Origin of the sequence: Pseudanabaena sp. Chao 1811 (assembly GCF_027942295.1) — a bacterium.
GTDB lineage: Bacteria > Cyanobacteriota > Cyanobacteriia > Pseudanabaenales > Pseudanabaenaceae > Pseudanabaena.
The window spans coordinates 1,567,929-1,594,899 of record NZ_CP101416.1 but is presented as its reverse complement, the minus strand read 5'-3'; the positions used below and the strand labels follow the sequence as shown (position 1 = coordinate 1,594,899).

General features: G+C 43.6%; 18 protein-coding genes. 11 read left to right on the top strand and 7 right to left on the bottom strand.

Annotated features, from left to right (window positions below):
• The first annotated feature begins 46 nt into the window (after positions 1–46).
• Positions 47–2,107: an elongation factor G gene (locus NMG48_RS07480; RefSeq protein WP_271254651.1), complete on the top strand. Its 2,061-nt coding sequence runs from the start codon at positions 47–49 to the stop codon at positions 2,105–2,107.
• Positions 2,108–2,500: 393 nt separating this feature from the next.
• Positions 2,501–2,893, top strand: a complete 393-nt coding sequence (locus tag NMG48_RS07475) for a helix-turn-helix domain-containing protein (RefSeq protein ID WP_271254650.1) — start codon at positions 2,501–2,503, stop codon at positions 2,891–2,893.
• Between the two features lie 46 nt (positions 2,894–2,939).
• Here the strand turns inward: NMG48_RS07475 and NMG48_RS07470 are convergent, their stop codons facing one another.
• Entirely contained in the window at positions 2,940–3,863 is a 924-nt protein-coding gene (locus NMG48_RS07470; RefSeq protein WP_271254649.1) for a hypothetical protein, read from the bottom strand.
• 377 nt (positions 3,864–4,240) lie between these two features.
• Positions 4,241–5,089, bottom strand: a complete 849-nt coding sequence (locus tag NMG48_RS07465) for an ABC transporter permease (protein ID WP_271254648.1) — start codon at positions 5,087–5,089, stop codon at positions 4,241–4,243.
• Between the two features lie 155 nt (positions 5,090–5,244).
• Between NMG48_RS07465 and hisA the strand changes: the two genes are divergently transcribed.
• From hisA to petE, 4 genes are all read left to right on the top strand, one after another.
• Positions 5,245–6,009 carry a 1-(5-phosphoribosyl)-5-[(5-phosphoribosylamino)methylideneamino]imidazole-4-carboxamide isomerase gene (gene hisA, locus NMG48_RS07460; protein ID WP_169363372.1) on the top strand — a complete coding sequence of 255 codons (765 nt, stop codon included), beginning with the start codon at positions 5,245–5,247 and terminating at the stop codon, positions 6,007–6,009.
• 244 nt (positions 6,010–6,253) lie between these two features.
• Positions 6,254–6,442, top strand: coding sequence for a translation initiation factor IF-2 (locus tag NMG48_RS07455; RefSeq protein WP_271254647.1), 189 nt, complete (start codon positions 6,254–6,256; stop codon positions 6,440–6,442).
• An 86-nt stretch (positions 6,443–6,528) separates the two neighbouring features.
• Positions 6,529–7,026: a photosystem II cytochrome c-550 gene (gene psbV, locus NMG48_RS07450; RefSeq protein WP_126389696.1), complete on the top strand. Its 498-nt coding sequence runs from the start codon at positions 6,529–6,531 to the stop codon at positions 7,024–7,026.
• A 147-nt stretch (positions 7,027–7,173) separates the two neighbouring features.
• Positions 7,174–7,548, top strand: coding sequence for a plastocyanin (gene petE, locus NMG48_RS07445; RefSeq protein ID WP_271254646.1), 375 nt, complete (start codon positions 7,174–7,176; stop codon positions 7,546–7,548).
• A 364-nt stretch (positions 7,549–7,912) separates the two neighbouring features.
• Here the strand turns inward: petE and lptC are convergent, their stop codons facing one another.
• Complete coding sequence (lptC, locus tag NMG48_RS07440; RefSeq protein ID WP_271254645.1) at positions 7,913–9,040, bottom strand: LPS export ABC transporter periplasmic protein LptC; 1,128 nt, start codon at positions 9,038–9,040, stop codon at positions 7,913–7,915.
• A 36-nt stretch (positions 9,041–9,076) separates the two neighbouring features.
• Entirely contained in the window at positions 9,077–9,700 is a 624-nt protein-coding gene (locus NMG48_RS07435; RefSeq protein WP_271254644.1) for a Uma2 family endonuclease, read from the bottom strand.
• 175 nt (positions 9,701–9,875) lie between these two features.
• On the opposite strand from NMG48_RS07435, the gene NMG48_RS07430 reads away from it, so the two are divergent.
• On the top strand, positions 9,876–10,208 hold the full coding sequence (locus NMG48_RS07430; RefSeq protein WP_271254643.1) for a CU044_2847 family protein: 333 nt from the start codon (positions 9,876–9,878) through the stop codon (positions 10,206–10,208).
• A 270-nt stretch (positions 10,209–10,478) separates the two neighbouring features.
• Positions 10,479–13,490: a S1 family peptidase gene (locus NMG48_RS07425; RefSeq protein ID WP_271254642.1), complete on the top strand. Its 3,012-nt coding sequence runs from the start codon at positions 10,479–10,481 to the stop codon at positions 13,488–13,490.
• Positions 13,491–13,626: 136 nt separating this feature from the next.
• Here NMG48_RS07425 and NMG48_RS07420 read toward each other — a convergent pair whose 3' ends face one another.
• Genes NMG48_RS07420 through NMG48_RS07410 form a run of 3 tightly spaced genes read right to left on the bottom strand, consistent with a single transcriptional unit; the run spans position 13,627 to position 21,009 of the window.
• Positions 13,627–15,243 carry a DUF5691 domain-containing protein gene (locus NMG48_RS07420; protein WP_271254641.1) on the bottom strand — a complete coding sequence of 539 codons (1,617 nt, stop codon included), beginning with the start codon at positions 15,241–15,243 and terminating at the stop codon, positions 13,627–13,629.
• Positions 15,233–16,612, bottom strand: coding sequence for an SWIM zinc finger family protein (locus tag NMG48_RS07415; protein WP_271254640.1), 1,380 nt, complete (start codon positions 16,610–16,612; stop codon positions 15,233–15,235). The genes NMG48_RS07420 and NMG48_RS07415 overlap by 11 nt, the downstream gene beginning before the upstream one ends.
• A 14-nt stretch (positions 16,613–16,626) precedes the next feature.
• Positions 16,627–21,009, bottom strand: coding sequence for a PAS domain S-box protein (locus NMG48_RS07410; protein ID WP_271254639.1), 4,383 nt, complete (start codon positions 21,007–21,009; stop codon positions 16,627–16,629).
• An 874-nt stretch (positions 21,010–21,883) separates the two neighbouring features.
• Here NMG48_RS07410 and NMG48_RS07405 point away from each other — a divergent pair.
• From NMG48_RS07405 to NMG48_RS07395, 3 genes are all read left to right on the top strand, one after another.
• Entirely contained in the window at positions 21,884–22,579 is a 696-nt protein-coding gene (locus NMG48_RS07405; RefSeq protein WP_271254638.1) for an aldehyde oxygenase (deformylating), read from the top strand.
• 766 nt (positions 22,580–23,345) lie between these two features.
• Positions 23,346–26,144 (top strand): beta strand repeat-containing protein, encoded by a 2,799-nt coding sequence (locus tag NMG48_RS07400; RefSeq protein WP_271254637.1) that lies wholly within the window; start codon positions 23,346–23,348, stop codon positions 26,142–26,144.
• Positions 26,145–26,358: 214 nt separating this feature from the next.
• Entirely contained in the window at positions 26,359–26,925 is a 567-nt protein-coding gene (locus NMG48_RS07395) for a hypothetical protein (RefSeq protein ID WP_271254636.1), read from the top strand.
• Positions 26,926–26,971: the final 46 nt, after the last annotated feature.

Below are 26,971 nucleotides of genomic sequence, written 5' to 3'. Positions count from 1 at the left end.
TCTATCAGTCATCTTTGTGAAAGAGAAGATAAGAGGCATAAAGATTATGAATGGTAAGCAAACTCTGAGTACTCGCAACATCGCTCTAGTTGGGGCTTATCTGAGTGGGAAAACCACACTTTTAGAAAGTTTTTTATTTGTTACAGGCGCAGTCTCACGTAAGGGAAAGGTAACTGATAAAAATACGGTGGGTGATAGTGCGGTCGAAGCTCGCGATCGCTCTATGAGCGTGGAAGTTAATTGTGCCAGTACCGAATATGAAGGAATTCGCTTTAACTTTCTCGATTGTCCGGGTTCAGTGGAATTTCTGCAAGAGACCTATCATGCTCTAATGGGTGTAGATATGGCGATTGTGGTCTGTGAACCGAATAGCGATCGCGTGAATACCCTCGCGCCCTTACTCAAGTTTTTGGACGATTGGGAAATTCCCCATGTCATTTTTGTGAACAAGATGGATCGCGCTGGCTCTGGCGAAGTTGCCCATGCCCAAGCTTTCCGTACCCTCATGCAATCTCTGAGAACAGTCTCAAATCGTCCGCTAGTCGCGCAGCAATATCCTATCAGCACAGGCTCAGACTTAACAGGCTTTATCGATCTCGTCACCGAGCAAGGCTATCAATATCGTCCTAACTCTGCTCCACAGGCGATCGCTTTATCCGATGAGCTAGCCTCACAGGAAAAAGTGGAACGGGAGGAAATGCTGGAAGCGATCGCTAATTTTGATGATCATCTTCTAGAGGAACTGCTAGAGGAAATTAATCCACCTCAAGAGGAAGTCATCGAAGACATCCAAAAGGAATTGAGCGCTGACCAAATTGTACCTGTCTTCTTTGGAGTTGCCGACCAAGACTATGGTGTGCGTCCCTTGCTCAAGGCGCTACTCAATGAAGCCCCTCAACCTGAAGCCACCATTGCCCATCGTCCACAATTGGCAAATGCGAACCAGTCAGCCGATGCAACCGTTGCTCAAGTTCTCAAAACCTATTACACCCTCCAAGGCGGTAAACTCTCGCTAATACGGTTATGGCTAGGCAAACTCACCGATGGTACTGTGCTGAATGGTATGCGGATTGGCAGTTTATATCGGCTCACGGGTGGACAGCAACAACCGATCTCTGAGGCAGAGGCAGGGGATATTGTAGCGATCGCCAGAATGGAAGGCGTTAAAACAGGTGACACCTTAACCAATGCCCAAACTAGTATTGAAACCTTAGCGATCGCGCCATCCTTAGAGTCAGTATTTGCTTGGGCGATCGCGCCTGAAAAACGTAACGATGAAGTTAAACTCAGTAGCGTTCTCAATAAACTCTGTGAAGAAGACCCTGCGCTACGCTGGGAGCAGCACAATGAAACCCATGAAGTCGTGTTATGGGGACAGGGTGAAATCCATTTGCAAGTAGCACTAGATCGGATGCGCCGTAAGTACAATCTGCCGATGACTAAAAATATTCCACAGGTTCTCTACAAAGAAACGATTCGTAAAGCCACCAATTCTCACGGACGCTATAAGCACCAATCAGGTGGACATGGACAGTTTGGCGATGTCTATTTGAACATTCAACCTCTGACTCGTGGCGAAGGCTTCAAGTTTACCGAAACCATTGTGGGCGGCGTTGTGCCAAAGCAATATATTCCGGGGGTAGAGACGGGTGTGCGCGAATATTTGACTAAAGGAGCCTTAGGATTTCCTGTAGTCGATATAGTCGTCACCCTCACCAATGGTTCCTATCATTCCGTTGATAGTTCTGAACAGGCGTTTAAACAGGCAGCAAGACTAGCGATGCAGGAAGGCATTCCCCAATGCGAACCAGTTTTACTAGAACCGATCAATCTAGTGGAAATTTCGATTCCCAATGAATATACCTCCAGCATTTTGCGCTTGGTCAGTGGTAGACGCGGACAGATTCTCGGCTACGAAGCAAAAGATGGCTGGCAGCGCTGGGATAACGTCTCGGCATATATTCCTGAAGTAGAGATGCAAAGTTTAATCTTAGAACTGCGATCGCTAACGATGGGTGTAGGCTTTTTCAGTAAAACCTTTGATCGCTTGCAAGAAGTTCCTGAGAAGCTAACCAACCAAGTTATTTCATCAGTTCGAGAAACTTAAACTTAGCTCTATTTCAACTGCTGAGTCAGAAAGCTTAGGAGAACAGACAATTTCTTGGAAATCAGTGGTGGGAGAGTTAGTTTAGATGTCCTATGAAGTACAAATATTATCAAAGGTGGCACGACAAATAAAAGCTTTATCGGTTGAATTTCGTTAGGATATAACGCTCGAAATTCAATCAATTATCAGTAGAACTAAGCCCATTTTTAGTCGCTAAGAACTTCCGATGAGACAGACTTAGTAACAACTAGCTGACCATTTTTAATTTTTTCTAGAAACTCATCTAAGTTGTTACAACGCCAATTCAAGGATGAAATGCAACACCTAGAGATCTTTGCATAAAGGGACTCATAAGGATAATCTGATGATAATCACAACAATCAGGATATCCTCATGAGCTTTACTCATCTTAGCATCACAGAAAGAAGTGAACTGTATAAACTGCGAGTAATCGAGCAACTATCGATGACAGAGATTGGTTGTCGGATGAAGCGAAACAAAAGTACGATATCCAGAGAGCTATCGCGGAACACAGATGAGCGCGAGATCGGATATCTGCCAGATACGGCAGTTGCCCTGATGCAGGCAAGACGGAAACAAGCAAAGGTAAGATTCCAGAGCATCAGCGACAAGACGATTGCCGAAGTCAAGCAACGGTTAGAGCAACACCACAGTCCAGAGCAACTGGCAGGGAGGATGGAACGGGAGGGGCTAGGTAAAATCATCCTTGAATTGGCGGTTTTTAGGTTAAATGCTTACTGTATCAACACTTTAAGATTTTCCTAAAGCACTATTTTAGGTGTGTCTATCCACTACGCGATCAGCGATCATACTAAATGCTTTGACGTTGCCATGACAGAAGAAATTTCGCAGTTTTAATGGTACACCAATACTCAACTTTAATATCGTAAGTATTTTCTGGAATATTGAGACAATCATCAGTAGATCCTCCTGGTACTGGATGCCATTTACTGAGAATCAACTTATTATTTAAGTAAACTTTAGCAAAATTAACAGTCTCAATAGAAAAACAGTAGCGCCCAGCAAAATGGCGAGAGCCAAAAACTTCCATTGAGAAAGGAATTGCTCCTTGTGGTAGCATCGATGGTCTGCGATAAATTCCTCCCCAATCTAGAGATAATCGATCACCACGTCTAACCTGATCTCTTACCTCACTACTCTCTAGAAGTGAGCCAAATTTGTCACGGTAATAGTTTGCCCACCATCCACCATTGAGAACAACTGAATCACGATCCTGTGGTTCAAAACTAGGGGATAGTTTCGGAGAAGGACTACTTGATGATGTCTTAGGATTGGGAGCTTTAGGAATAGTTAACTCTGGTGCTGGTTGCTTAGAAGGATCTGGATCTGATGATGGAGAGGGACTTGGCTCAAACTTAGGTGGTGACAGACTGGGAGATATTGTATTTGTTGGTATTGGTGATGGGATGGATGGAGATTCTTTCGGAATAGAAATAATTGGAGAACTATCAGCTTTAGGTTGAAAGGTTCTAGAGTCTGAAGAATTTTCAATAGCAGGAACTTTTAACTGATTAACACTCTGATTTTGAACTGGGGAATCATTAGAAGGGGGTAAACCAATATAGAAAACACTCAGAACTAAAACAAAAGAGGCAAATGCACCTGTTGCCCTAATTTTCATCTTATTCCAAGGCAGTCTTGCTTCTAATCCAAGATTACCTGAAAATAAATATCCTAAAATTCCAGCAAAAGTAGCAGCTAAGACTCTAAACAATTGCTAGAGTCCCATTATCCATTGGACGAGGATTAAGGACGAGGAAACTCAGTGTTACCAAAACCACCAGTGCAAGTGCAAATGAGACTACTCTTTCAGCAGATGAGATGTTGTTAGCTGATTTACTCTTCTTTGGTGTTTTTTGGCTCATCTACCTAACTTTGAATTGGATAGGAAATTGTTGACAATCTGAAGATCCTGAAAATATGGAAACACAGGCTGAAATTCAAAATGGCGTACCTATGCGAGATTGAAAAGAGCTACAGAAAATTTTTAAGCTTTAATATACCCTTCCAACTCTTTCCCAGAAAGAAAATCAAAGAATTTTCAATTTGACACATTCTGTAGCACTAAATTTATATCGATAAAAATTATAGCTAACCTTCAGTTTTCTTGCTACTAAATCTCTGAGTCAAACCTTCACCAACTAGCGATAAACCGATCGCCATAAAAGTAATCGCCAAACCAGGGAAAACCGTTGTCCACCAGATATTTTCACCAGTTGAGAGCGCATCGAGAGCTTGTTTGAGATCGTGACCCCATTCAGGTACATCTTCGGGGATGCCTAAACCTAAAAATCCTAAACCAGCGATCGTCAGAATGGCATCGGCGGCATTGAGGGTGAAAATTGCGGGTAAGCTTTGGATCACATTGGGCGCGAGATATTTCATTAAGATAGTTTTTGTGTCCGCACCGATCGCTTGAGCCGCTTCGATATAAACTTCGGTTTTCGTGCTTACGGTTTGGTTGCGGATTACCCGAAAATATTGGGGGATATAGGCAACGCTGAGGGCGATCGCTGCATTCCAGACACCTGCACCGACCACAAAAGCGATCGTCAGTGAGAGCAATAGACTGGGCAAGGTGTAGAGTGCATCCATGAGAAAGACTAAACCGCGATCGAGCCAGCCGCCCTTGTAGCCGCTTAGCATCCCCAAGGGTACGCCGATCGCTAAGCTAATGATTGTCGAGGCTAGCGTGACTTGCCATGCCACACCTGCGCCAGCGATCGTTCTGGCAAATACATCATGCCCCTGTAAATCTGTCCCGAACCAATGCTGTGCTGAGGGGGCTTCGTGGATCGGATAGCTGAGAAATTCACTCGGATTTAACAGCCCGAAAGCTTGAAGTAGAGGTGAAACGATCGCCATCAGCAAAAAGATAACGCTAATCACGATACCAATAGACATTAACCGTTGCGATACTGACTGCTTAGGCGATTTCATAGAGACAAATTTAAAATAAAAGCTGCATAAAAACCAATTTAGTAGTTTTCGCGCCGTAGGCGCGAAAACTACTAAATTGGTTTTTCCTTGATTTGTACTATACCGCGATCGCTAAATCTAGATAGAATAAGCTTCTGGGATCGTAGGTAAAAATTATGGATGTAATTCCCGCAATTGATATTTTAGATGGACGCTGTGTAAGGCTCTATCAAGGGGATTATCAACAGTCAGAAGTATTTGGTGAAGACCCTGTAGAGGTTGCCCAACGCTGGTACAGTCAAGGCGCTAAGTATTTGCATGTAGTTGATTTAGATGGTGCAAAGGTAGGCAAGCCCCAAAATTTGAAGGTAATTGAGGCGATCGCCCGTTCCATCCCCATGCGTGTACAGATGGGTGGTGGCTTGCGCGATCGCGAAAGTATCCTGTCCGTGCTGCACTCTGGTGTTAGTCGCGTCATTTTAGGCACAGCAGCCGTAGAGAACTCACAACTGATCGCCGATATTTGTGCAGAATTTCCTGAACAAATCATGATTGGTATCGATGCCCGTGATGGCAAAGTTGCTACGCGAGGCTGGCTAGAGACTTCAGAAGTCATGGCGGTGGATTTGGCTAGACGCATGACCTCGATTGGTGTCGCAGGAATTATCTATACCGACATTCATCGTGATGGGACAATGCAAGGACCAAATATCGAGGCTTTACGCCAACTTGCGGAAAATGTTGATGTGCCTGTCATTGCCTCTGGTGGTATCAGTTCGATTACCGATTTGTTAAATCTGCTGTCCTTAGAATCCGTCGGTGTCAAAGGGGCGATCGTGGGTAAGTCAATTTACACAGGCGCAATCCAATTACCTGAAGCAATTAGAGCCGTGGGTAATGGGCGTTGGCAGGATGTAGTCGATGGATCGGCGATCGCTTAAATTAACGTGAGTTCGATACCGCCATTTGTGCGGCGCTTCGCGCCGCACAAATGGCGGAAAATGGGAAAAATCGCTTAGCGATTTTTCCCATTTTCCGCCTTCGTCGAACTGACGTTAAATTACATTCCCAAACAAAAAGTAGAGGTGGTATAAAGTGCCGCCTCTACTTTTTGTTTTTTGTCTTAACGTTTGCATGAGAAAATAGCACAAACATCTCTAGAATTAACTAGATACGAGTATTGCTATGGGCTTTGCTGATTATTCGATCACTGAGATCGCTGAAGACTACAAACTCACTATTGAGGCTGTATTTAAACTTTGCGATCAACTAGGGATCGCTTACCAAGATGCAGAAACCAAACTCGCTTTGGAAGATGCAAAAGCCGTCATCATGGCATCTGAAGCCCAAAATTCTAAAACACCTAAAGATTAACCGTGATTAGTCAATCGCAATAAATCTTTAAAATTAGATTAATTTCTTTTAGATAAACTTAGATTAACTAAATTATCTCCGTAATTATGAACAAAAATGTTTTTAAATATCTAGCTGCGGCGATCGCTTTTGTAATGGTTGCCTTCCAGCTTTTTACCCCCAGTGTCAGCGCTTCCGATATTCCTATCGAATTGCGTACTCTTCCCCTTAACGAAACCACTAATATTGTCCTAACCCCCAAGGATCTTGCTAAGGGCAAAAAATTATTTCAAAATGCTTGTGCTAACTGCCACCTCGGCGGTGCAACCTTTACCAATCCTAACGTTAACCTCTCTCCCGAATCTCTTGCAGGTGCATACCCAGCCCGTAACAACATTCTAGGCTTGGTAGATTTCATGAAGAAACCTACTACCTATGATGGTGTAACTGAAATCTATGATGTTCACCCCAGCCTCAAGAGCACCGATATTTTCCCCACCATGCGTGGTCTTACCGACAATGACCTCAAGCTAATTGCAGGCTATATCCTCTACCAACCTAAAGTCAGAGGTATTGGTTGGGGCGGCGGAAAGATATACTATTAAACGAATAATGTAGCGTACTACTCATACGTTACATTTCGATTCCCCCAAAGCTAATTTCTATAGCTTTCTCTACGTGTTTTAGTCTCATTTAATTCGAGTCGAGTCGAATTTCTGCAACTTCAGTTGAATTTTAGTCGGTAATTAATCATGAATATTTCTGCATTTGCGAAAAAGCTTGGTCTTTTGATCGCCAGCCTCGTTCTTGTTGTTGGTAGCTTCTTCATGTCAGTTTCCTCTGCTTCTGCTGATACCGTCACCGTGAAGATGGGGTCTGATGGTGGTCAGCTCGTATTCGAGCCTAAAGTGGTAACAATTAAAGCTGGTGATACTGTCAAGTGGGTAAATAACAAGGCATTCCCTCACAATATTGTGTTTGATGGTCATGAAGAACTTTCTCACAAGAAGTTGGCTCAAAAGCCTAAGGCTGAGCTAGAGTCCACCTTCAATGAGGTTGGTGAATTCTCTTACTATTGCTCTCCTCACCGTGGTGCTGGTATGCAAGGTAAAGTGATTGTTCAATAACAACTAAGTTATTTCACGAAAAAGAGGTGCAAACATTGTTTGCACCTCTTTTTGTTTGGCTTAATTTTAGCGATCGCTGATATTGGCAATGTGTCCTAAGCCCTATGACCTATGCAAAGAATGCTTCTTTGTGCCAATAAGCAATCACCCACAAATTAATGTTGATCATGGCACGATTTTTAAAAGTCTAAAGGTAAAAGCCTTGCGTAGTAATAGTAAGGCTTTGGGCTTTGAGAGATGGCTTTCTATGCAAACTATCTCTCAAAGCCTGTTTCAAATTATCCCGAACTCGCGTTAAGGAGTTACCATTTTTCGCCATTTGCGCGGCGCGAAGCGCCGCGCAAATGGCTTTATCGAACTCACGTTAAGGAGTTAATGTTGAGAGAACATTTGTGCCTGTGACGGTGACTGTTTGAGATTCCAGATTTGCCACGGCGCGATCGCCTTTGACATTGAGATTTTTATCGGGCTGGCGATAGTTGATATTGCCAGTGGCTGTAATCGTTTTCGTAGGAATTAGCCATTCCACCTTATCGGCATTGACAGTACCCTGTGTCGAACTAAAACTTGCGGAGACTTGTCCTGTGAGATTGATCTGTTCTTTTTCCAGTTGTGCTTCTCCCTTTTCGGCTTTGACAATGATGCCGCGACTTTTGCTAGTTCCTGTAAAGGCTACGGGTAGCGTCACTAGCTTCTTGTCAAGATTCCAGATTGCTTGGGCAGCCTCGATATCTACATCCAATTTGGGATCTTTCGCCTTGATATCGCCTGTAAAAGTGACTTCCTTTTTCTGAATATCCCAACTACCTTTATTAGAAGTTAGTTGCAATTTATCTTTGATCTGAATTACTGAAAGGGGAGACTCTGTAAAAACGCGATCGCCCTTGGCATCCCAAGTAATTTTCTCACTCTTCATTTCCAAAGGTGGCTCAACGGCAGTAACAACCACTTTTTTCTCTAGGCTATAGACATTGGTGCTAGGTTTAGCCGTTAACTCCTTGCCTGTCATGGTTACTTTGTCACTAGGCTTATCGATCTGAATATTGCCTGTCGCCTTCAGCACATCTAGCTCTGACTTCCAGACCATGCGATCAGCTTTCATATTGATCTTTTCTTGGATAGCGATCGCTTTAATATTGCCTTCTAGGGAAATCTCCTTAGAGACCTGATCGATTGTTCCTTTATTGCCCGTTGCCTCCATCAGAGGCTCGCCATTGCGATAGAATTTCCCTTTTACATCTTGGACATCGGCAATTTTGCGATCTTGGCGATAATTTGCTTGTTTAGAAGTTATTTCCCAAAGCAATTTGCCATCTGCATCAAATTCGGTGAGGGTGATATTTTGCAGACTCGATCCTGCTACTTGTGCAGGTTTATTTAAACTGGTGACTTCAGGACGCAAAAATATAAACCATCCAAGCGCAAAACCTGCCACTGTAATTGCAAAGAGGATTAAAAACAGGCGGATGTTGCGGCGGCTAAGTAGTTGCATGATGCTTGTTGATAGGTTTATTAGATTGGCAGTATTTTATATGCCTAGATTTGCAGAGTTAAAAATTTGTTCTGTAGTTAGGTTTAGTTGGGGGAAGGCGATGGAAATTAGGCGATCGCTACCTCTAAATTGTTGTACCTCATATTCGCCATCAACTAGTCGATAAATTGTTAAAGTGGGTTGCTTTGGAAAACCAATATAGCGCCTCCCACCCAAACCTAAATAATCAATAATCCAATATTCAGGAATTTGTAATGCTTCATAGTCACGCAATTTTGTCAAATAATCGTCTTGCCAATTCGTACTGACTACTTCAATTATTAGGCGAACTGTTTCCCCCTTAGTAATAGTAGAACGCTTTTTCCACATCGGTTCTAGCTCTAGTCCTGTTTGATTGAGGACGATTACATCGGGGATATATCCAGATTTATTGGAATCAGATAGTTTGATAAATGCTTGGCGAGGGATAAAGCAATCCATTGAGAGGCGATCGATCTCTATAGCAAGTTTGGATGCTGTAAAGCCACTTACTTGTTCATGGGTTCCCGTTGGCTGCATCTCAACAATTGCTCCATCATATAGTTCATAACGACCATAGCCATCTGGATACCAATCCAGAAACTCTTCAAAGGTTATTATTTTAGATGCAGTTTGAAACATAACAGACTGTCTTTTTGTTGGGGAGAGATGTCTTGCTAATAACGTTATTGTAGGCGATCGCCTAGTTAAAAAATTTGCCGAGTTTCTTTATATTTTGAGAAAATTAATGCCATAAAGATTATGAGAATAAAGCGATATAATCGATCGCAATAACTTTCAAGAATTAGGAAAACTCATGACTGATTTGCCTGAAGATAATCTCGAAATTATTTTGGTGGATTTTAAAGGTGTTGGCGGATCGGTGGGACAGGTTAGATCGATATCGCCTGAAGAGATTAGCAAGCAGTTGGTGGAGCAGTCACAACGGTCTGTGAATGCAGCGATGGGGACAATTCGGTTAATGGCAAATCGCACGATCGCGATGCTTGACACGATGGCAAATAAGCCGTCACAGGTGGAGGTGGAGTTTGGGATTAAGTTGGATGCTAAGGCGGGTGCTTTGTTAGCGAGTGCTGGCGCTGAGGGTAGCCTCAAGGTGAAGCTGGTCTGGAATAGAGATAAAGAATAAAGATTTGCCCTCATCCCCCAACCCCTTCTCCCGCAGGAGAAGGGGAGAAACCCAAACTAATTTTCTTGTTCTGCTCTCCTGTGGGCTACCTTGTACACACAATTCTTAAAAACCCCCTTTAATTCCCCCTTGCAAAGGGGGAAGACTAGAAATCTTGTTCCCTCCCCTTTGCAAGGGGAGGGCTAGGGAGGGGTTATTGATGAGATCTTAGAATGATCTTGGGGATTAGAAACTTCTACATAAGTTGAATAAATAGGATATTCAATACAAATGGCAAACGTTCGCATCCAAAATCCCCGCGAGTTTACGCTGCAAATTCATCGCTCTGTGAGTGATGGAGAGATTGTTGGCACTGGGTTTGTTATTTCTGAAAATGGCTTGGCGGTGACTTGCGTTCATGTGGTGAAGGCGGTGACTGAGAGCGTTTGTCAAGGTGTAGAACTAGGTGTGTACTTCGCGCTATCACGTCAAAAATGGCTGGCAAGGGTGATTGGCTGCTTTGAGGATTGCGATGATGATGTGGTGTTATTGCAATTGGGCGATGAGAATAAGCCATTTTTCTTGCCAGACAAGATGCAACCTGCACGACTTGATGGCGCGGATGATTCGATAGGAAATCGCTTTCGGAGTTATGGCTATCGTCCGTTAGAGAAATATTCAGGCGGCTTGGCAGAGGGCAAAATTTTAGGGGATGTGGAACCGCCGAATGGTTATGTTTTACGATGCGATCCGATTCAGTTGGAGTCGAGCCAGATCAATAGTGGGATGAGTGGTGCGGCGGTGCTGGATTTGGAGCGCGATCGCGTGGTGGGGATTATCTCAGAAACTTGGTTTCCTGATGCGACGGGGAAGGATCGGGATACGGCTTGGGCGGTGAATGTGCGGGTGTTGGCTTTGCCACCGATCGCCTTGTCGATGAGTAATGAGGATGGGGTAACGGAGGCGGATACAGTGCCAATGACTACAGCACCAATGACGGATAATATTGCCATGCCTAAGCTCAAGGAAAAACTGGTAAATGCGCCGCCGATCTTGGATGAATGGGTCGGACGGGTGGAATTGTTGCAAGCTTTGGATGAGGATTGGGGCGATCCAGCGCGGCGGATTGTGGAATTGATTGGGTTTGGGGGTGAGGGTAAGAGTAGTGTGGCACGGCGGTGGGTTGAAAATGTGTTGTCATCGAATAACAAACCGCAAGCAGTTTTCTGGTGGGGATTTTATGAGAATGGTGGTATTGATGAGTTTTTTGAGGCGTTGGCTGAGTTTCTGGTTGGCGATTTGATTGACATTAGCGAATACAAGTCAGCGAGTGAAAAGATTCGGTTGATTAATTCGGTTTTACGGAAGGGTGGGCGCTATCTGTTTGTATTGGATGGGTTGGAGGTGTTGCAGCATGAGAGCGGCGATGATTATGGTTTGCTCAAAAGTCCCGATCTGCGGGAGTGGTTGCGAACTTTGGCTAAGGGAGAGAATGAGGCGTTTTGTGTGGTGACGAGTCGTGCGCCGTTGTTCGATCTGATCGATCTGACGACGTTTGTGCATCGGGATGTGGAACGGTTGACGGATGGGGAGGGGTGTGAGTTGTTGCAAAAGTTGGGTGTGCGGGGTGAGGCGGCGGTGCTAAGGCGGGTGGTGCGCGATTGGGATGGTTATGCGTTGGTGTTGAGTTTGTTGGGAACTTATCTGGTGGAGAGGTTTGCGGGGGATGTGCGAGCCATTAGAGAGATTGCGGTTCCGTTGGCGCGGGAGGGGCGGTATGACCGCGTGCGGCGAGTGTTGCGGCGCTATGATGAGCATTTGTCTGAAGCGGAACGGGAGGTGATGGAATGTTTTAGTGCGTTCCGTTTGCCAGTGAAGGAGGCAGCATTGTCGGTTTTAGGGGGGGCAAATGGAATTTTAAATCAGTTAGTGAACTATCGGATGTTGCGCTACGATAACCGATTGCAGCACTATACGACGCATCCGTTGATTAGGGCGCATTATTTAGAGCGGCTGAAAGAGAAGCCGATTGAGGTAGTGCAGGCATTCCATAATCGAATTAAGAAATGGTATCTCGACATTGCGGGAGAAATGCCTGAAGTGCCAACACTCGATCAACTTGCACCGTTGATTGAAGCGGTACATCATGCTTGTCAGGTGGGTGAGTATGATGAGGCTTACTATGATATTTATTGGGAGCGGATCGATCAGAAGACTAGCTCTGTCCTTGCCCATAAACTCAGTGCTTATGAAACTTATCTTGCTCTCATGCAAGAGTTTTTTCCACAGGGCGACACATTCCAAGATCCGCAGGTAAGTCAACCGAGTATTAAAGCCTTTATCCTGAATGCGATCGCCCTCTGCCTCATGAGCTTGGGACGCTTGCGAGAAGCAACTCCTTTTTACGAGCGGAAGTTACCTCTTAATTTCGCTCAATCAGATTGGAAAAATGCCAGTATGGGATATCAAAACCTAGCAGGTTTGTATACCTATCTCGGCGGTTTGACGGCAATTGCTGAGTCAGCGCGTGAGGCGATCGTCCTAAGCGATCGCGCCGAGAATAAAGATTACAAAAGCCATTCACTCGCCTATCTCGCTTATGCAGCATTTTTGCAAGGAGATGGAACTACCGCAGGTGAGTCATTCCAGCAAGCCGAGGCATTAGATTATGAGATCTATCCGTCCAAACAATATCTGTACAGCTTGTGGGGAATTCAACACGCGGAATACTTGTTAAGGTATGGTGAAGCGGACTATGCGCGGCGAGTCACAGAGGCAAATCTCGAAATTTGCAAGCAAAATAACTGGTTAGACAAGATCAGCCAATCGCATCGAGTTCTCGGCGATCTTGGCATCGATCCTCAAGTTCATTATGCCGAAGCCCTCAAAATTGCCCGCAGTATTTCCTTGCGTGCCGTTCTCATTGAAGCCTTGCTAGGTTATGGTCGCTGGTTGGTGGGTCTAGGGCTAATTCCAATTTCGCAAGATGTGTTGCAAGCAATTCTCCATTCCCAAACAGAGCAATGCTATATGCTTTCCCTCCGCACCAATGAGAATCCTAGAAATGAGAACGATCTGGTACTAGCACGACAATATCTCGACGAAGCCCTGACCTATGCCACTACTAGCGGTTATCGCATTTATGAAGCAAATCTTCGCATTGCCCTAGCATGGCTCCATTGGCGCGAAGGCGATCGCATTACCGCCAGACGTGAAGCCGACAGAGCCAAACGCGCCAGCGACGAGATGGGATATTTTTGGGGGAGGGTTGATAGTGCGGCTTTGATTACGAGAATTGATTAATTACGAATTACGAATTACGAATTACGAGTTAGAATTTCATGATTCGTAGCTGATGTTATGTGGAAAGATTTGGCTAGATACACGAATCTATAGGGTTACAGGTAATCAACACTTTAAAGTCCGCGATTTTTTGTCTTCAAGACTTCCATGTAAAATTAGTAATTGACTCAAACATTTCCTGTCTGATTTGCAATAAATCTACAAATTGTTTAATGGATTTGTGTAATGTTGTTTGCGTATATTCCAATTCCCTCAGTTCTCTTTTATTTTCAGAATCTAGAGTAAGATTCTGTAACCCTTGAATAACATCAAGTGCTTGATCCTTAGCCGAAAGAATCAGCGATGGAGCTATATATTTCGCTGCATCACGAATAAATTCACTGATATTCCAATAGTTACTTATTAATTGAGAAGTGGTGATAAATCGATCCAGAGTGGTGATAATTACTTCAAGAACGATCGCACTTAATTCTTCATTCCAGATTGCTTTATTCCTAAAGAGAAGTGACTTAAAAAGATTACTAAAGGCTAAATCAGAGTTTTTGAGCAAGTGGATCGCTGCGTCTTGTTGTTGAGAATCTAAAATAAGACTATCGACCAAAGGCTGACCAGCAATGCGATTAACCTCCTCCTCTTGGCTAAACTCAACCAAGGCTTGCAGCCAAACTAAATTCCCTGTTTTCTGAGCCGCCGCAATCCATCCTTGCAGGATTAAGCGATCGCTTTGGGAATGATTAGCCGTCTTCACTAAATCCTCAATAGACATCGTCAAATGCTGATTCCAGAAAGATAACGGCGTTGATGTCAGCATCTTTAATAACCACGAAGCGCGATCGCCTACTTGACTATCATTACTTTTCGCCTCAATCCCATCCCTCAGCATCTCAGGCGTATGCACTTCAGGCAAATCAACCGTAAAATACTGCTGATTCCCTTCATGCTGCAATTTGATTAAATCCTGAACTCTAGCGATCGCTCTTTGGCAAAATCTTGACTCAGGCAAACAAGTCAGCAAATCAACGGTAACGCGCCGCACTTCCTTACTGCGATCATCAAGCAATTCTTCTAGAAAAGGCTCATCCGCCATGCTTAAACCAGTTCCCAGAACTTCCAAAAAGGCAGTGCGATCGCTAGCACTTTCCTGCTTCCATGTTGACTCTAGCAGTTGCCTTGCTTGGTCAGGTTCTTGACGACGCAATTTCGTCAGCCACATTAACCGCGCCGCCTTGCTACCCGTTTCCCATACCGTTTCATCCTCACTCGCTACATAGTTCCATTCAGGATTTTGCGCCGCTAACCATTGTCCCCGTTTACCCAATACCTGAGAGATCGCCTCTCGCAGATCCGACTGCCTCTTACCTAAGTCCAGTAAGCTCGGCAAGCTAGTTTCATGAACCCTTTGACCAAGATCAGCTAGGCGCTCGAGCAGTTCGGGCAGTAATTGCTGATGTTCACCATTGAGCATCAAGGATAGATAGTAACCAGTGCGATCGCTACAACAGGGTAAATCCTCTAATTCGCAAGGTTCAGGAATTGGTAATTGGTGATTGGTGATGGGTAATTGTCCTGCTTGTTGGTACATCGTGGCGATCGCCACAGTGCTCAGCAAAGCTGCCTCTTGATTGGTAGCATCAACATTCGCTAGTAGCTGCCCCAGATTGCCATCGGTACTAATGGGAGTAAAGGGCTGTCTCTGGGTTCCTATGAGGGCAGTTGCCGTAATAGTTTGCAATAGTGAAGATTCAAGCGACATAAAACTTCTCTCCTACCCAAATACTCAAGGGATAAAAATCATTGCTATTCCATTCGCCAAAGATGGTTACAGGATGTCCACCACTTAGGGCTAAGATCGTCCAGCCACGCTCAAACCGTGCTGATATGGGTAACAGATTAGCAGCGCGATCGCGGATAAACCATTTGCCCTCGTTATGGATGGGGATAACCTGTTGAAGGGTGAGGGGAAAGCGCTCTAACCAAGGATTTTTCACTAGGGCGCTACTATAAGAGGCGATCGCTAAATCAATGGTTGCATAGCCAACTAGATCTGCGGTGGATACTAGCAATTGTGGATTCTGTCTGGTTTTAATGATGGCGCGAAGTGGATAGCCACTCTCAAAAAAGGCTAGTTCCGCATCTAGATAATTGCCTAATAGAAAATTTGTCTCAAAGGCTTGAGTACCGTGGGCAAATTGGAGAAATAGGGCATAACGATGGCTCTGTTTCCCCCATAGCCAAGTCCGACTCACCCGCAAACGATCTTCTATCTCCATTTGTTGCCCGATGACTAACCAGAGATCCTGTTGGAGATTTTTCGATGTAGATGGCTCCTGCTCTAAGTTAGCCAGTAGTTCTGACTGACTCTGTGTCCAACCAATCTGATTACGAATATCCGCTTGAATGGGTAAGGGAAGAGATTCTAAACGGTGAAATCCTTCTAAAAGTAAATGTAATTTGCCTAATTTGGCTAACAGTCTCGACTCCCAACCCCTGCCAGAAGCAATGATACTGGGAATATCTCGTAGCTGTCTCGCTAAACTGGGGGCTTGAGCATCAACCATTCGCGCCGCAGGTTGCTCCCAAAACTGGTACGACTCAGTACGAACTGCGGTTAATCCCTGACGGATTAAATCATTGAGCCAAATTTGTAAATCCTGCACTCCTGTCTTAACTTTGTTGAATCTAGCCTTGACACGTTTTGCTTGAGCCTCTGGATCAACCACTTTTTCAGGTTCGCTAGTTTTTTGCTTTTGTTTTTCTTCCCGCTTAGCGCGAGAGGTAATCCAATCAGAAACCCAATCTGGTGGCGTTCCATTAGTTAGAGAGGTAGGATGACTCACCAGTAATAAAAACAAGCCTAGTCCATGCTTACAGGGAAACTTACGACTGGGGCAACTACAGCGAAAGGCTGGTTCCGATAAATCGATTTGAGTGCGGTATGGGGCTTTGCCGCTACCTTGACATTCTCCCCAAATTATCTGTTGTTCTTGTCCTAGTCCATTCCATTTACTTAATGTTGCTAGACTTTTACCATTTTTGGCAGAGGCGGCATCAGGTGCTAATAGCAACACCTTCTCAGATGTCCAAGAGATACTTTCTACTGCTGGAGAATCTTGATTTTGCATGGACTAATATCCCTTTACGCTTTACTAAGCAACTGTTCTATCAAGGTAGTTAGCTGTTTTAACCTAATTGGTTTACTGAGATAGTCATTAGCTCCTGCGGCTAAACATTTTTCGCGATCGCCTGTCATCGCTAGAGCCGTGAGGGCAATGATTGGCATAGTAAACTGCTTGCTGCGAATGCGTTTAATTGCCTCAAAACCATCAATTACTGGCATTTGAATATCCATCAGCACGAGATCAGGTTGCTCAATTTGTACCAGATCAATTGCTGCCTGTCCATCCTTCGCGACAATGATGCGGTAGCCCTTAGCAACTAAATAGTTAACTAGAGTAACGATATTTGCTTCATTATCTTCTGCGAGTAAAATTACAGGAGAGGGCGATGTATCATCACTCTTGCCAATAACCTTATCTGATGATGATACCTTTGATGATTTTTTAGGAAGCGGCGTAGCTCTTTCGTTATAGGGAAGTTTGATTTCAAAGCAACTGCCAACACCAACTTGACTAGTAGCAGAAACATATCCACCATGTAGCTCAACGATCCGTTTGACTAGAGCTAATCCTAAGCCCGTACCCTCATATTGGCGGTTGAGAGCGCTATCAACTTGGATAAAGGGCTGAAACAGCATTTTGAGAGCCTCAGATTCAATGCCAATACCCGTATCAATTACCGCAAGTCTAACCCAGTGAGTGACAGAATTTGCGATCGCGCTTGGTGATTGTTCTGGTATTGCCTCTTGTAAAGTCACTTCTAGGGTAACAGAACCTCCATCTGATGTAAATTTCACAGCATTGTTCAAAAGATTGATCAATACTTGGCGGATACGTCGTTCATCGATTGCGATTTCGGGCAGAGCCTTGGCACACTTAACTTGCAATTGCACATTTTTTTGCATTGCCTGTTGTTTGACAAACATTACACTGGCTTGGCTCAGCCGTTCAAGATGGGTAGGATGGCATTCTAATTGCAATTTACCCGCTTCAATTTTGGCAAGATCAAGAATGTCATTAATTAGATCTAGTAAATGGCTGCCACTACTAGCTACGATCTTCAACATTTTCTCTTGCTGGGCATTAAGCCTCCCAAAGGTTCCTTCTTGCAAACCTTCTGTAATCCCTAGAATCGCATTGAGTGGTGTGCGAAGTTCATGACTCATATTAGCGAGAAATTCATCTTTAAGGCGGGTAACCCGTTCAAGCTGTTCATTAGATATTGCCAGCTTTTGATTCATCTCAAGGAGTAATTGCTGGGCTTTGTGGCTTTCAGTAATATCTTCCCCTAGTCCCTCAATAGCAAGTAGATTGCCTTCACTATCTCTAATAGGATGCGCTGAGACCCTAAGTGTGCGTTCTGTCCCATCGGGATGGGTAAATCGGAGATCCAATTGATGGAAATCGATCGTGCCTGTCGCCATTTGCTGCACAATGTCAAATGACTTTTGCAGATCCTCCAAATGCCATTTAGCGATTTCCACCCAACACTTGCCGAGGGCATCTTCGCTTTTAAGCCCCAATATTGGAGCACTCCCAGCACTAATATAGTTCAGGATGCCCTCAGTACCAGAATGGCTAAAAAAGATGAATTGATCACCGATATCAGTCACTAGTCGTTGGAATTGATCACGACTTTGCTGCAATTGCTGCTCAATTTGTTTGCGGCGCGTAATATCTTGAAAAGTCCCCAATACGCCAATGATATTACCTTCCAAATCTTGCAGTGGCACTTTATTGGTTTCCAGCCAACGCGCCTCCCCCGTTGGCATCGTGAGCTTTTCTTCGATAAAATATTTGGGGATGCGAGATTGCATGACTTGGTGATCATCGGCTCGAAAACTTCTGACTTGATCTAAGGTATAGGGAAAATCAAAGTCATTTTTTCCCACAATTTCTGAAGTAGATGAGAATCCCGTAGTTTTCAAAAATATTTCATTACAACCAAGATATACAGAATTCAAGTCTTTCCAGAATACGGCAAGGGGAAAACTATCTAAAACAGTTTGGATAAATTGTTGAGATTCTCTGAGGGCATTTTCTGATTTCTTGAGATCGCTAATATCCACGATCACAGCGACACAATCTTGAGCAGAGATCATCGTAGCTCCCACTAGCACATAAACATAATGACCATCTTTGTGATAGTAGGCTTTTTCCCAAGGAGCAATTGATTCATGGGTCGATAGATGGGCGATCGCGGCAAGATCCTGCGACACATATTCGGGGGGAGTCATCTGTTTCCAATTAATTTGCCCAGACTCCAGTTCCTCTCTGGTATAGCCAAGCATTTCCAAAAAGCGATCGTTTGCCTGATTAATCTGACCACTAAAGTCCGTAAATATCTTCCCCACTACACTAGATTCAAACACGCGACGGAAGCGGTGTTCACTTTCTTTGAGAGCAGCTTCGGCAAGTTGGCGATCGAATGCGATCGCTTTCTGCTCGGTAATATCTCTAGCAATTCCGACAAAGCCAATCACTTGATCATTAGTATCTTTGAGAGGTTTGATCGATATGATCGAGGGAAACCGCGAACCATCTTTGCGAATACTGATCCATTCCTCTTCCCGCTCTGCACCTTTTCCCGTCATCGCCCCTAACATTTCACTATCAGTAATCTCTACGCCCAATTCCTGAGAGGTGTCCGATGCCCGATCGCTTAATTCCTGACGATCATGCAGAGATAAAATGTTGGCAATATCAATCAGTTCGCTCGCCTGATAACCAGACATCCTTTCTGCACCTGCATTAAAGGTTTTCACAATGCCATTTAAGTCAGTGGAAACAATTGCGTAATCTGTACTATTGAGAATTGCCTGTTGCAAACTGTTGACTTGCAATAGTTCTTGGGTTTGCGCTTGTACTTTTGCCTCTAGCTCTTGGTTGAGTTCCTGAAGTTGTTGATAGGCATTGGATTGCTGAATGGCGATCGCTAATTGTACTGAGATATTCCGCAAGAGGCTAATATCACTGGTTTGCCATTGACGAAACTCTTGGCATTGATGTCCGATTAGCAGTCCCCATAACTGCCCCGACACCCGAATCGGAACCACCAGATTTGCCTTGACTTGATATTGCTCTAGTAACCGCACATGACAATCGGCATAGCCTGCGGTGTAGATATTATTCAGAAATATCGGTTGATCATCACTGTACAGATTCGTCGTTTGCTCTTGAAAGCAAGAATCTTGGATATGGTTGCCGAGGGATAATGACAATCCCTGTGCTACCGACTCCGCAATAATGATCCCACTCCAATCGGGTTGAAATTGATACACCAATACGCGATCACATTGCAAGAAATCACGTACCTCACTCACACAAATATCTAAAATCTCTTGTAGATCTAGAGACACCCGAATGCGATCGGCGATTTCTGCCACGAGCCTTTCCCGTTCTGCTGCAATCCTTAAAGAAGCTGTTCTTTCCTCTACCAGTCTCTCTAATTCAGCAGTACGACTTGCCAAAATATCCGCCTTCTCTGCCTCCAATTGGAGTACTCTCGCCTCGAGCATCTCCGCCAAACTATAGACTTCTAGTGGATTGAAAACCTTTAAGACATTACTTTGAGTCACAAGTCCTAACAGTTCCCCCTGTGTCCCCGTCACCACCAACCGCCGAATTAATTTTTGTTCCATTCGCTGCTGCACTGCCCAAAGAGAATCATCAGGCTGAACCGTAAAGACAGGTCGGCTCATTCTCGTATTTGCTAGTTGCTGTTTGAGATTAATCCCCTCAGACTGCAACTGCACCAGATCCCTCTCAGTCAAAATTCCCACAGGTTTAAGTAAGGATGTCTGCGTTGGCAAGGGTTCGACAATAACCACACAACTTACCTGATGTTCCGTCATTTGCTGTGCGATTTCCCACATCGAAGCCTGAGGGCTAGCACAAACAACATGACTAGTCATCACCTCCGACACAAGTCGAAATCGCAATAGCTCAAAGGGACGAAAGACTTGTCGGAGGCTCTCATGGGTGAGCAGTCCTACTAAATGATCTTGCTCATCGACGATGGGTAGATGCCGAATGTGGTGTTGCTGAAAGATGTTAATTGCCGATAATACTTCAGAGAAATCAGACTCGCGCAAGGTAATGACAGGGTGCGTCATGACATCGCTGACAGTCAACCGACCAATGGGAAGTGACTGAGTAATTAGACGCACGACATCGCGTTCTGTCAATATACCGATGACCTGATGCTCTTCAACAATCAGTACACAACTGATCCCCATCCGATGAAAATTGTTATGAGTATCATAATCAACAGAACATTGCGATCGCCCAGTCACATAATCAACAGAACATTGCGATCGCCCAGCCACCATTTGTGCGATCGCTTCAGCAACCGTTGCTTTGAGATCAACCATTAAAGGATTACGAATAATGGCTGACTTCAATTCGGAAATTTTGAGCCTAGCTATGTCCAATAATGTCCACCCTTAGATAAGAAAATCTATAAAGCAATATGTACAGTTAATACTTACTACTCCCACCTCACAAATCATTATAGACATGATAACCATCAAAACTTAATCCTATATTTAAATCATCAGTCTAAAAAATAAGGCAGTAAAATCAATCATTAATAACAGCTAATCATTAATAACAAATGTGTCAAATTGTTCAATAGCGATCGCCCCAATAGGGGCTAGGGACTAAGAGCGTGTTTGAGAAGTATCCTTATCCTATTTAGCATAAATTTCTACTTTTACTCCCCTTAATCCCACCTTACAAAGGAGGAAACTCAAATCCTCCCCCTGCTTTGTAATGGGGAGTTAGAGGGGGTAACAACTTCTCAAACATTCTCTAAATGCTAAACCGTGATTGGGAAGAATCAATATTTAACGTCAGTTCAACTAAGGCAGAAAATGGTAAAAATCGCTTAGCGATTTTTACCATTTTCTGCCATTTGTTCGGCGCGAAGCACCGCACAAATGGGGTTATCTATTAGAAGTAAAGTACTACGTTCCAAAAGTTCAAGAATCCCTCAACATTTGCGCAGCTATTCCCAAGCAGATTATTTTGAGAAGGAGTGTACTGCATATAAGTTTGTAATCCGCCCATCCTATTTAGCATTACCAATTCATATTTCTCATTAGGGTTCTGCAAAAGAGCCAAATTTTTTGTGGCGAGGCTTCACCTCGCCACAAAAAATCGGTTCTTTATTTTCCTGCATATCCCTTGCTAATTATTTCCCCTCTAACCCTTATACCCAAATATACAGTTATAAAATTTATAAAACCAAGCATTAATACCTAAGGAAAGCTACTGATGTCATCAGTTCCCATAAACCTATCCCTTGATTTTTATAGTGATTCCTATCGCGATAGTTTCAGTCGTATCAATGGCATTGTGATTGAAGGAGAACAGGAAGCCTATGATAATTTTCTCTGCTTAGCACAACTTCTCCCAGAACATACAGAAGAATTAATCCATTTAGGAAGAATGGAATTTCGTCATCGCAAAAGCTTTGAAGCCTGTGGCAAAAATCTTAAAGTACATCCCGATCTCAAATTTGCCGAAGAATTCTTTGCAGATTTGCGTCAAGTCTTTCAAATTGCTGCTAACAATCAACAAATTGCCACTTGTCTATTGATTCAGTCTTTAGTGATTGAATGTTTTGCGATCGCAGCCTATAACAACTACATTCCTGTTGCTGATAATTTTGCGCGTAAAATCACTGAATCTGTAGTTGCTGATGAATATCTTCATCTTGATTTTGGTGCAGCATGGCTCAAGGAAAATTTTACAACTTTCAAAGCGGAAATAGAATCTGCTAACCATCAAGTTTTACCAATTATCTGGAGAATGCTCAATCAAGTGGAAGTTGATGCGATGACAATTGGGATGAATAAGCAATTGCTAATTGAAGATTTTATTATTCGCTATGGTGAATCCCTCAGCCAAATTGGATTCAGTACCCGTGAAATCATGCGATTAACTAGTCAGGGTCTAGGGATTGGCTAGAAAAGGTTAAATAGATAGTGAATACTTTCTATCTTTAGTAATTTTGCCTATTTTAAATATCTTATTTAAATAGATCATAGTAATTCTAAATGGTGTATGAAGGCTCATCCCTAAAAGCTGTGCTTTCATACAATCAAAAATCTATTAAATAGTTAATGACTGCTATATAGACAAATAGATAAATTCTTGAGAAAATATTAATCTTTGATTCGTTTATATAAAAAATTCAGGGATTTATCCCGCTTAATTCGCGTTTATTAATTAGCATATATCTATGTATATCACTAGAATAAAGGTGATATATTGATTCCTATCCACTCTAGATCAATAGATTATAGGGGAATTTAATCTAATGAATCTAGAGAAGCTCAGTAAGTCAGCATATGGCAATGCTACTATTTCCAAAATTTTTAATTATCCTTAATTTAATTGCTTTAAGAATCAATTTAAAGTTAATCAAAGAGACTAACTCACAATTATATCTTAATAATTTTATTGGGCTTACAGATTTTGCTATATTACCTTAGCATCTCATGAATCATGAGGTTTATGTTGCATTCAAACCTGATAAAACAAATCCATATCTCAATGAAACGTTAACCACTATAAATTTGAGATATTCAACTAATTAAATTTTCCTGATGATATAAATTCGACCTGGTTTGGGAAACATATTCTTAATTGTCTTGGGGAATAAGTACTCCTGAAAGTTTACCTAAAAATCACATAGTTATCCAATTTCCACCTTAGCCAAACATCCTTGAAAATGATTTATCCAAGCAAAAGATTTCAGAAAAGCGATCGCATCAAAACGTTAAAGCCTAGTCCCTTTCTTCTACGCTTTTTAGCAGCACTCTCCATCGGGGGCGGTGGAGCATGGCAATTATTTCCCCTAATAGCATCAGCTCAGACTGTTCCGTTAACACCTGCTGGTACAGCAATCAACAATACCGCCACAGGTACTTATGTAGACCCAAATACAGGTGAAACCTTTAACACCACTTCCAATACCGTCACGGCAACTGTTGCCGAGGTGGCAGGTGTCGCGGCTGTTCCCTCTGGAATCATTGATGTTAACGGGGGTAGTGTTACCACCAATGATCAACTGCTCTTCACTTTTTTAGTTACTAATGTAGGTAATGAAGTCTCAGCGCTACATATTCCATCCACTGTAACTCCTGTAGGTGCGACTCTTGGAAGCGCTCAAGTGCTTAATGGGGTCACACTGGCTGCTGGTGTTTATGTTACGGAAATTAACGGGGTTATTTTAGCAAGACCTGTAATTCTTCCTGCTAGTGGCAATACAGATGACGCTACCTTTATAGCTGCGATTAACAATGCTGCTGGCGGTAACTATACAGCTCTAAATGGCGGTACACCTTTTAATGGCAGCATCAACGCCAATTCTGGTATTAAAGTAATCGTACCTGCGACCGTTACAGCAACCGTAGCAGGCAATCCCATATCAGTCACCTTAGGCGATACAGGAGCTAACAACAACAATGCTGGCACTCAAAACCAACCTGACAGTGGATTAGAACCCCCAGCCGTTGGTACTGATCCCATATCCGCCGCATCTGAAATTTATACAATCAATTTTGCGGGCGCTCCCCCAGCGAATGGAGTCCGTGAATCTAGTGCCTTCCAGACCGTACCTTTAGCTACCCAAATCAACAGCCTTGCGCTAGCGACAATTCTCAAAACCCGCATAGCCTATAATGCGAATAGTGCAGCAACTTTCACTGATGACACCCTCACCTATCGTTTAGATTTGCGGGTGGAGTCAGCAGCACCTACTGGTAGCACTGGTATTGTTCCTGCGCCCTTGCTAGGCACTAGCATCAGAGTTGATGGCGCTTCTCCCGTAACTAAGGTGTTGATTTCTGATGCAATTCCTACCAATACCACTATAGATCTTACCGCCCTTCCTCCAGCTACAGTCACAATCAATGGTGTGGTTTGGACAAGGGTTTATACAGCTCAACCCGTAGCTACTGGTCCCTTAGCTGCTACACAGGATTGGTTAACTACTGCACCCACGGCTGGGACAACGCGCATTGGTTATATTGCCGATGGTCCACTGGCTTCTGGATACTCCACAGTCCTTGATCCGAATGGTTTCCGTGTCCAAGTTGTTACAACTGGTTTAACAGTAGTAAACAGTGCCGTTACGATCGCTAACGTTGCCCAAGTATTTGGTCAAACCACAGCAGGACCTATCAGCCCTACGAATCCACTGGTTTATGATGAATCTGGAGACCAAAACCCTAATAACTTTGAGAATGGCTCCCCATCATTACCACCAATTACGACCTCTAACACCTCGCCAAGTGGGGTAGCAGATCCTAATGCTGATGGTACTGATAGCAATAATGGTGGTAACAACAACCAAGGTACTGGACCTGGTGGTGAAGACAACGTTTTCACCATTAATCCTCCTGGTTCCATTTTAAATGGACCTCAAGGACAACCTGGAGCGATCGGCCCCAACGGAACTAACCAAACTGATTTTGCGAACAAGTCGGCACCTATTGCTGCTGGTCTGAAAACTGGAGATCCTGTCAATCCTGCACCCGTCACTTTCACCAACACGGTTCAGAACCCTTCTAGTAATACCAATCAGTTAGACAATGTGACCTTGGAACCAATATCTGCAACCTTGGCAGCAGCAGCTACTGGTACGGCGATCGCCAACTATGACTTAAGCAATCTCCCCCTTACCAATGCACCATTACCAGATGGCACAACAGTCTTGATCGCCTATGGCAATCGAGCCGCTTTGTACACCCTGACTGGCGGAAACTTTGTCCTGACTTCTAGCTCAGCTGCAACTGTTAGTGTTAGCGGTACAACGGTCACAATTACACCCGGTGCTAACGAGACAACTCCTGCGCCAATCATTATTCCTACCGTTGCCATCGGTCAGTCTTTAGACTATTACGTTCAGGTTGATCTACCTGCAACTGCCGTAGTAACTAAAGGTTATTCTGTACCGATCGTTGCCTACGTCAACAGTAATACGGCAGATGGTTCTACCTTCAAAACGACTGGTACACAATTGGGACAAGATAATCCCTTCAATATCGAGATTAACCGTGTTTATACAGGTTACTTAGATCTCGTCAAACTATCTCGGGTTTTGCAAGGAACAGGACCAGCATTATCAGTACCAGCAGACGCAACCTTTAGTAACACATCTAAAACCCCTGCCCCCGGTAACATCATTGAGTACCTTCTGAGCTATACCAATATCTCTACTCCTGCAAGTGGCAGTGGCAATGTGGTTTTGAATGCGAATAATATCGTGATTACTGAAGATGGTGCGGCGGCTCCAAATAACTGGGCGACCACGACTTTAAATGTACCTAGTACTGCTCGTGTCGATCAAGATGGTACTCAGCCTATTCCCAATACAGTTCCCACCTATAACGCTGTGATTACCTTCTTTACTGGTGCGACGGCTACTACCACCACAGATCCTACTGTCACCAAATATTTGGACAGCATTCCAACATTGACTCCAGGTCAAACGGGATACTTTAAGTTCCAACGTCAGGTCAAGTAGATTATTCATCGTCATCCTAGTATTTGAGATACTCCAGATTATCTTTAATGCTATCGCGGTTTTCAAGATGTTTTAGACACTTTGAAAACCGCCAAATTATTGTTTGGACTAGAAGATGCTCATGAGGATGGAGCTTCTCTCATTCAAGATATTCCACATACATAAGGCTTCTATCTTTTGTTGTTACAAATTTTCTATCAACTAGGTGCTTCTCATGAAAAATATCAAGACAATTGCCATAGGCGCAATCGCCTTAATTTCTACAGTTTCCTTGGCTAATGCCACGCCAATGCTAGCTAGCTTGCAACAGAGCGAACCAATGGTCGCTCAAACTGCTAAGCAACAATCACCCATCCAATTAAAACTTGCAGCAGAAAGACAATCGATCATTGCCGTTGCCTCTGGACAAGTAGACTGGAAACCCCTAGGCTCCGACGCATCCCTTCGTCCGGGAGAAACGATTCGTTATGTGGTAACTGCTAGCAATATTAGCGATCGCACGATTAAAAAATTAGTAGTTACGCAACCAATACCCAAAAACTCAGTTTATGTTCTCAATTCCGCAACCTTACCAAATATTGAAGGAGCGAAATTAGATTACAGCATTGATGGTGGCAAAAACTATAGCGAAAGTCCAACCATTCGAGTCAAGCTGGAAAATGGAGAAATTGCTACTCGTCCTGCACCTGCAAGTATGTACACCAATGTACGCTGGAATTTTGGAGATAGTTTCCCTGCCAAAACCGTGGTAAATGCCACCTATCAAGTTCGCATTCGCTAGGAAGTTGATTATCTATTTTCCAATGGGCATAGTCTTCCCATTGGAA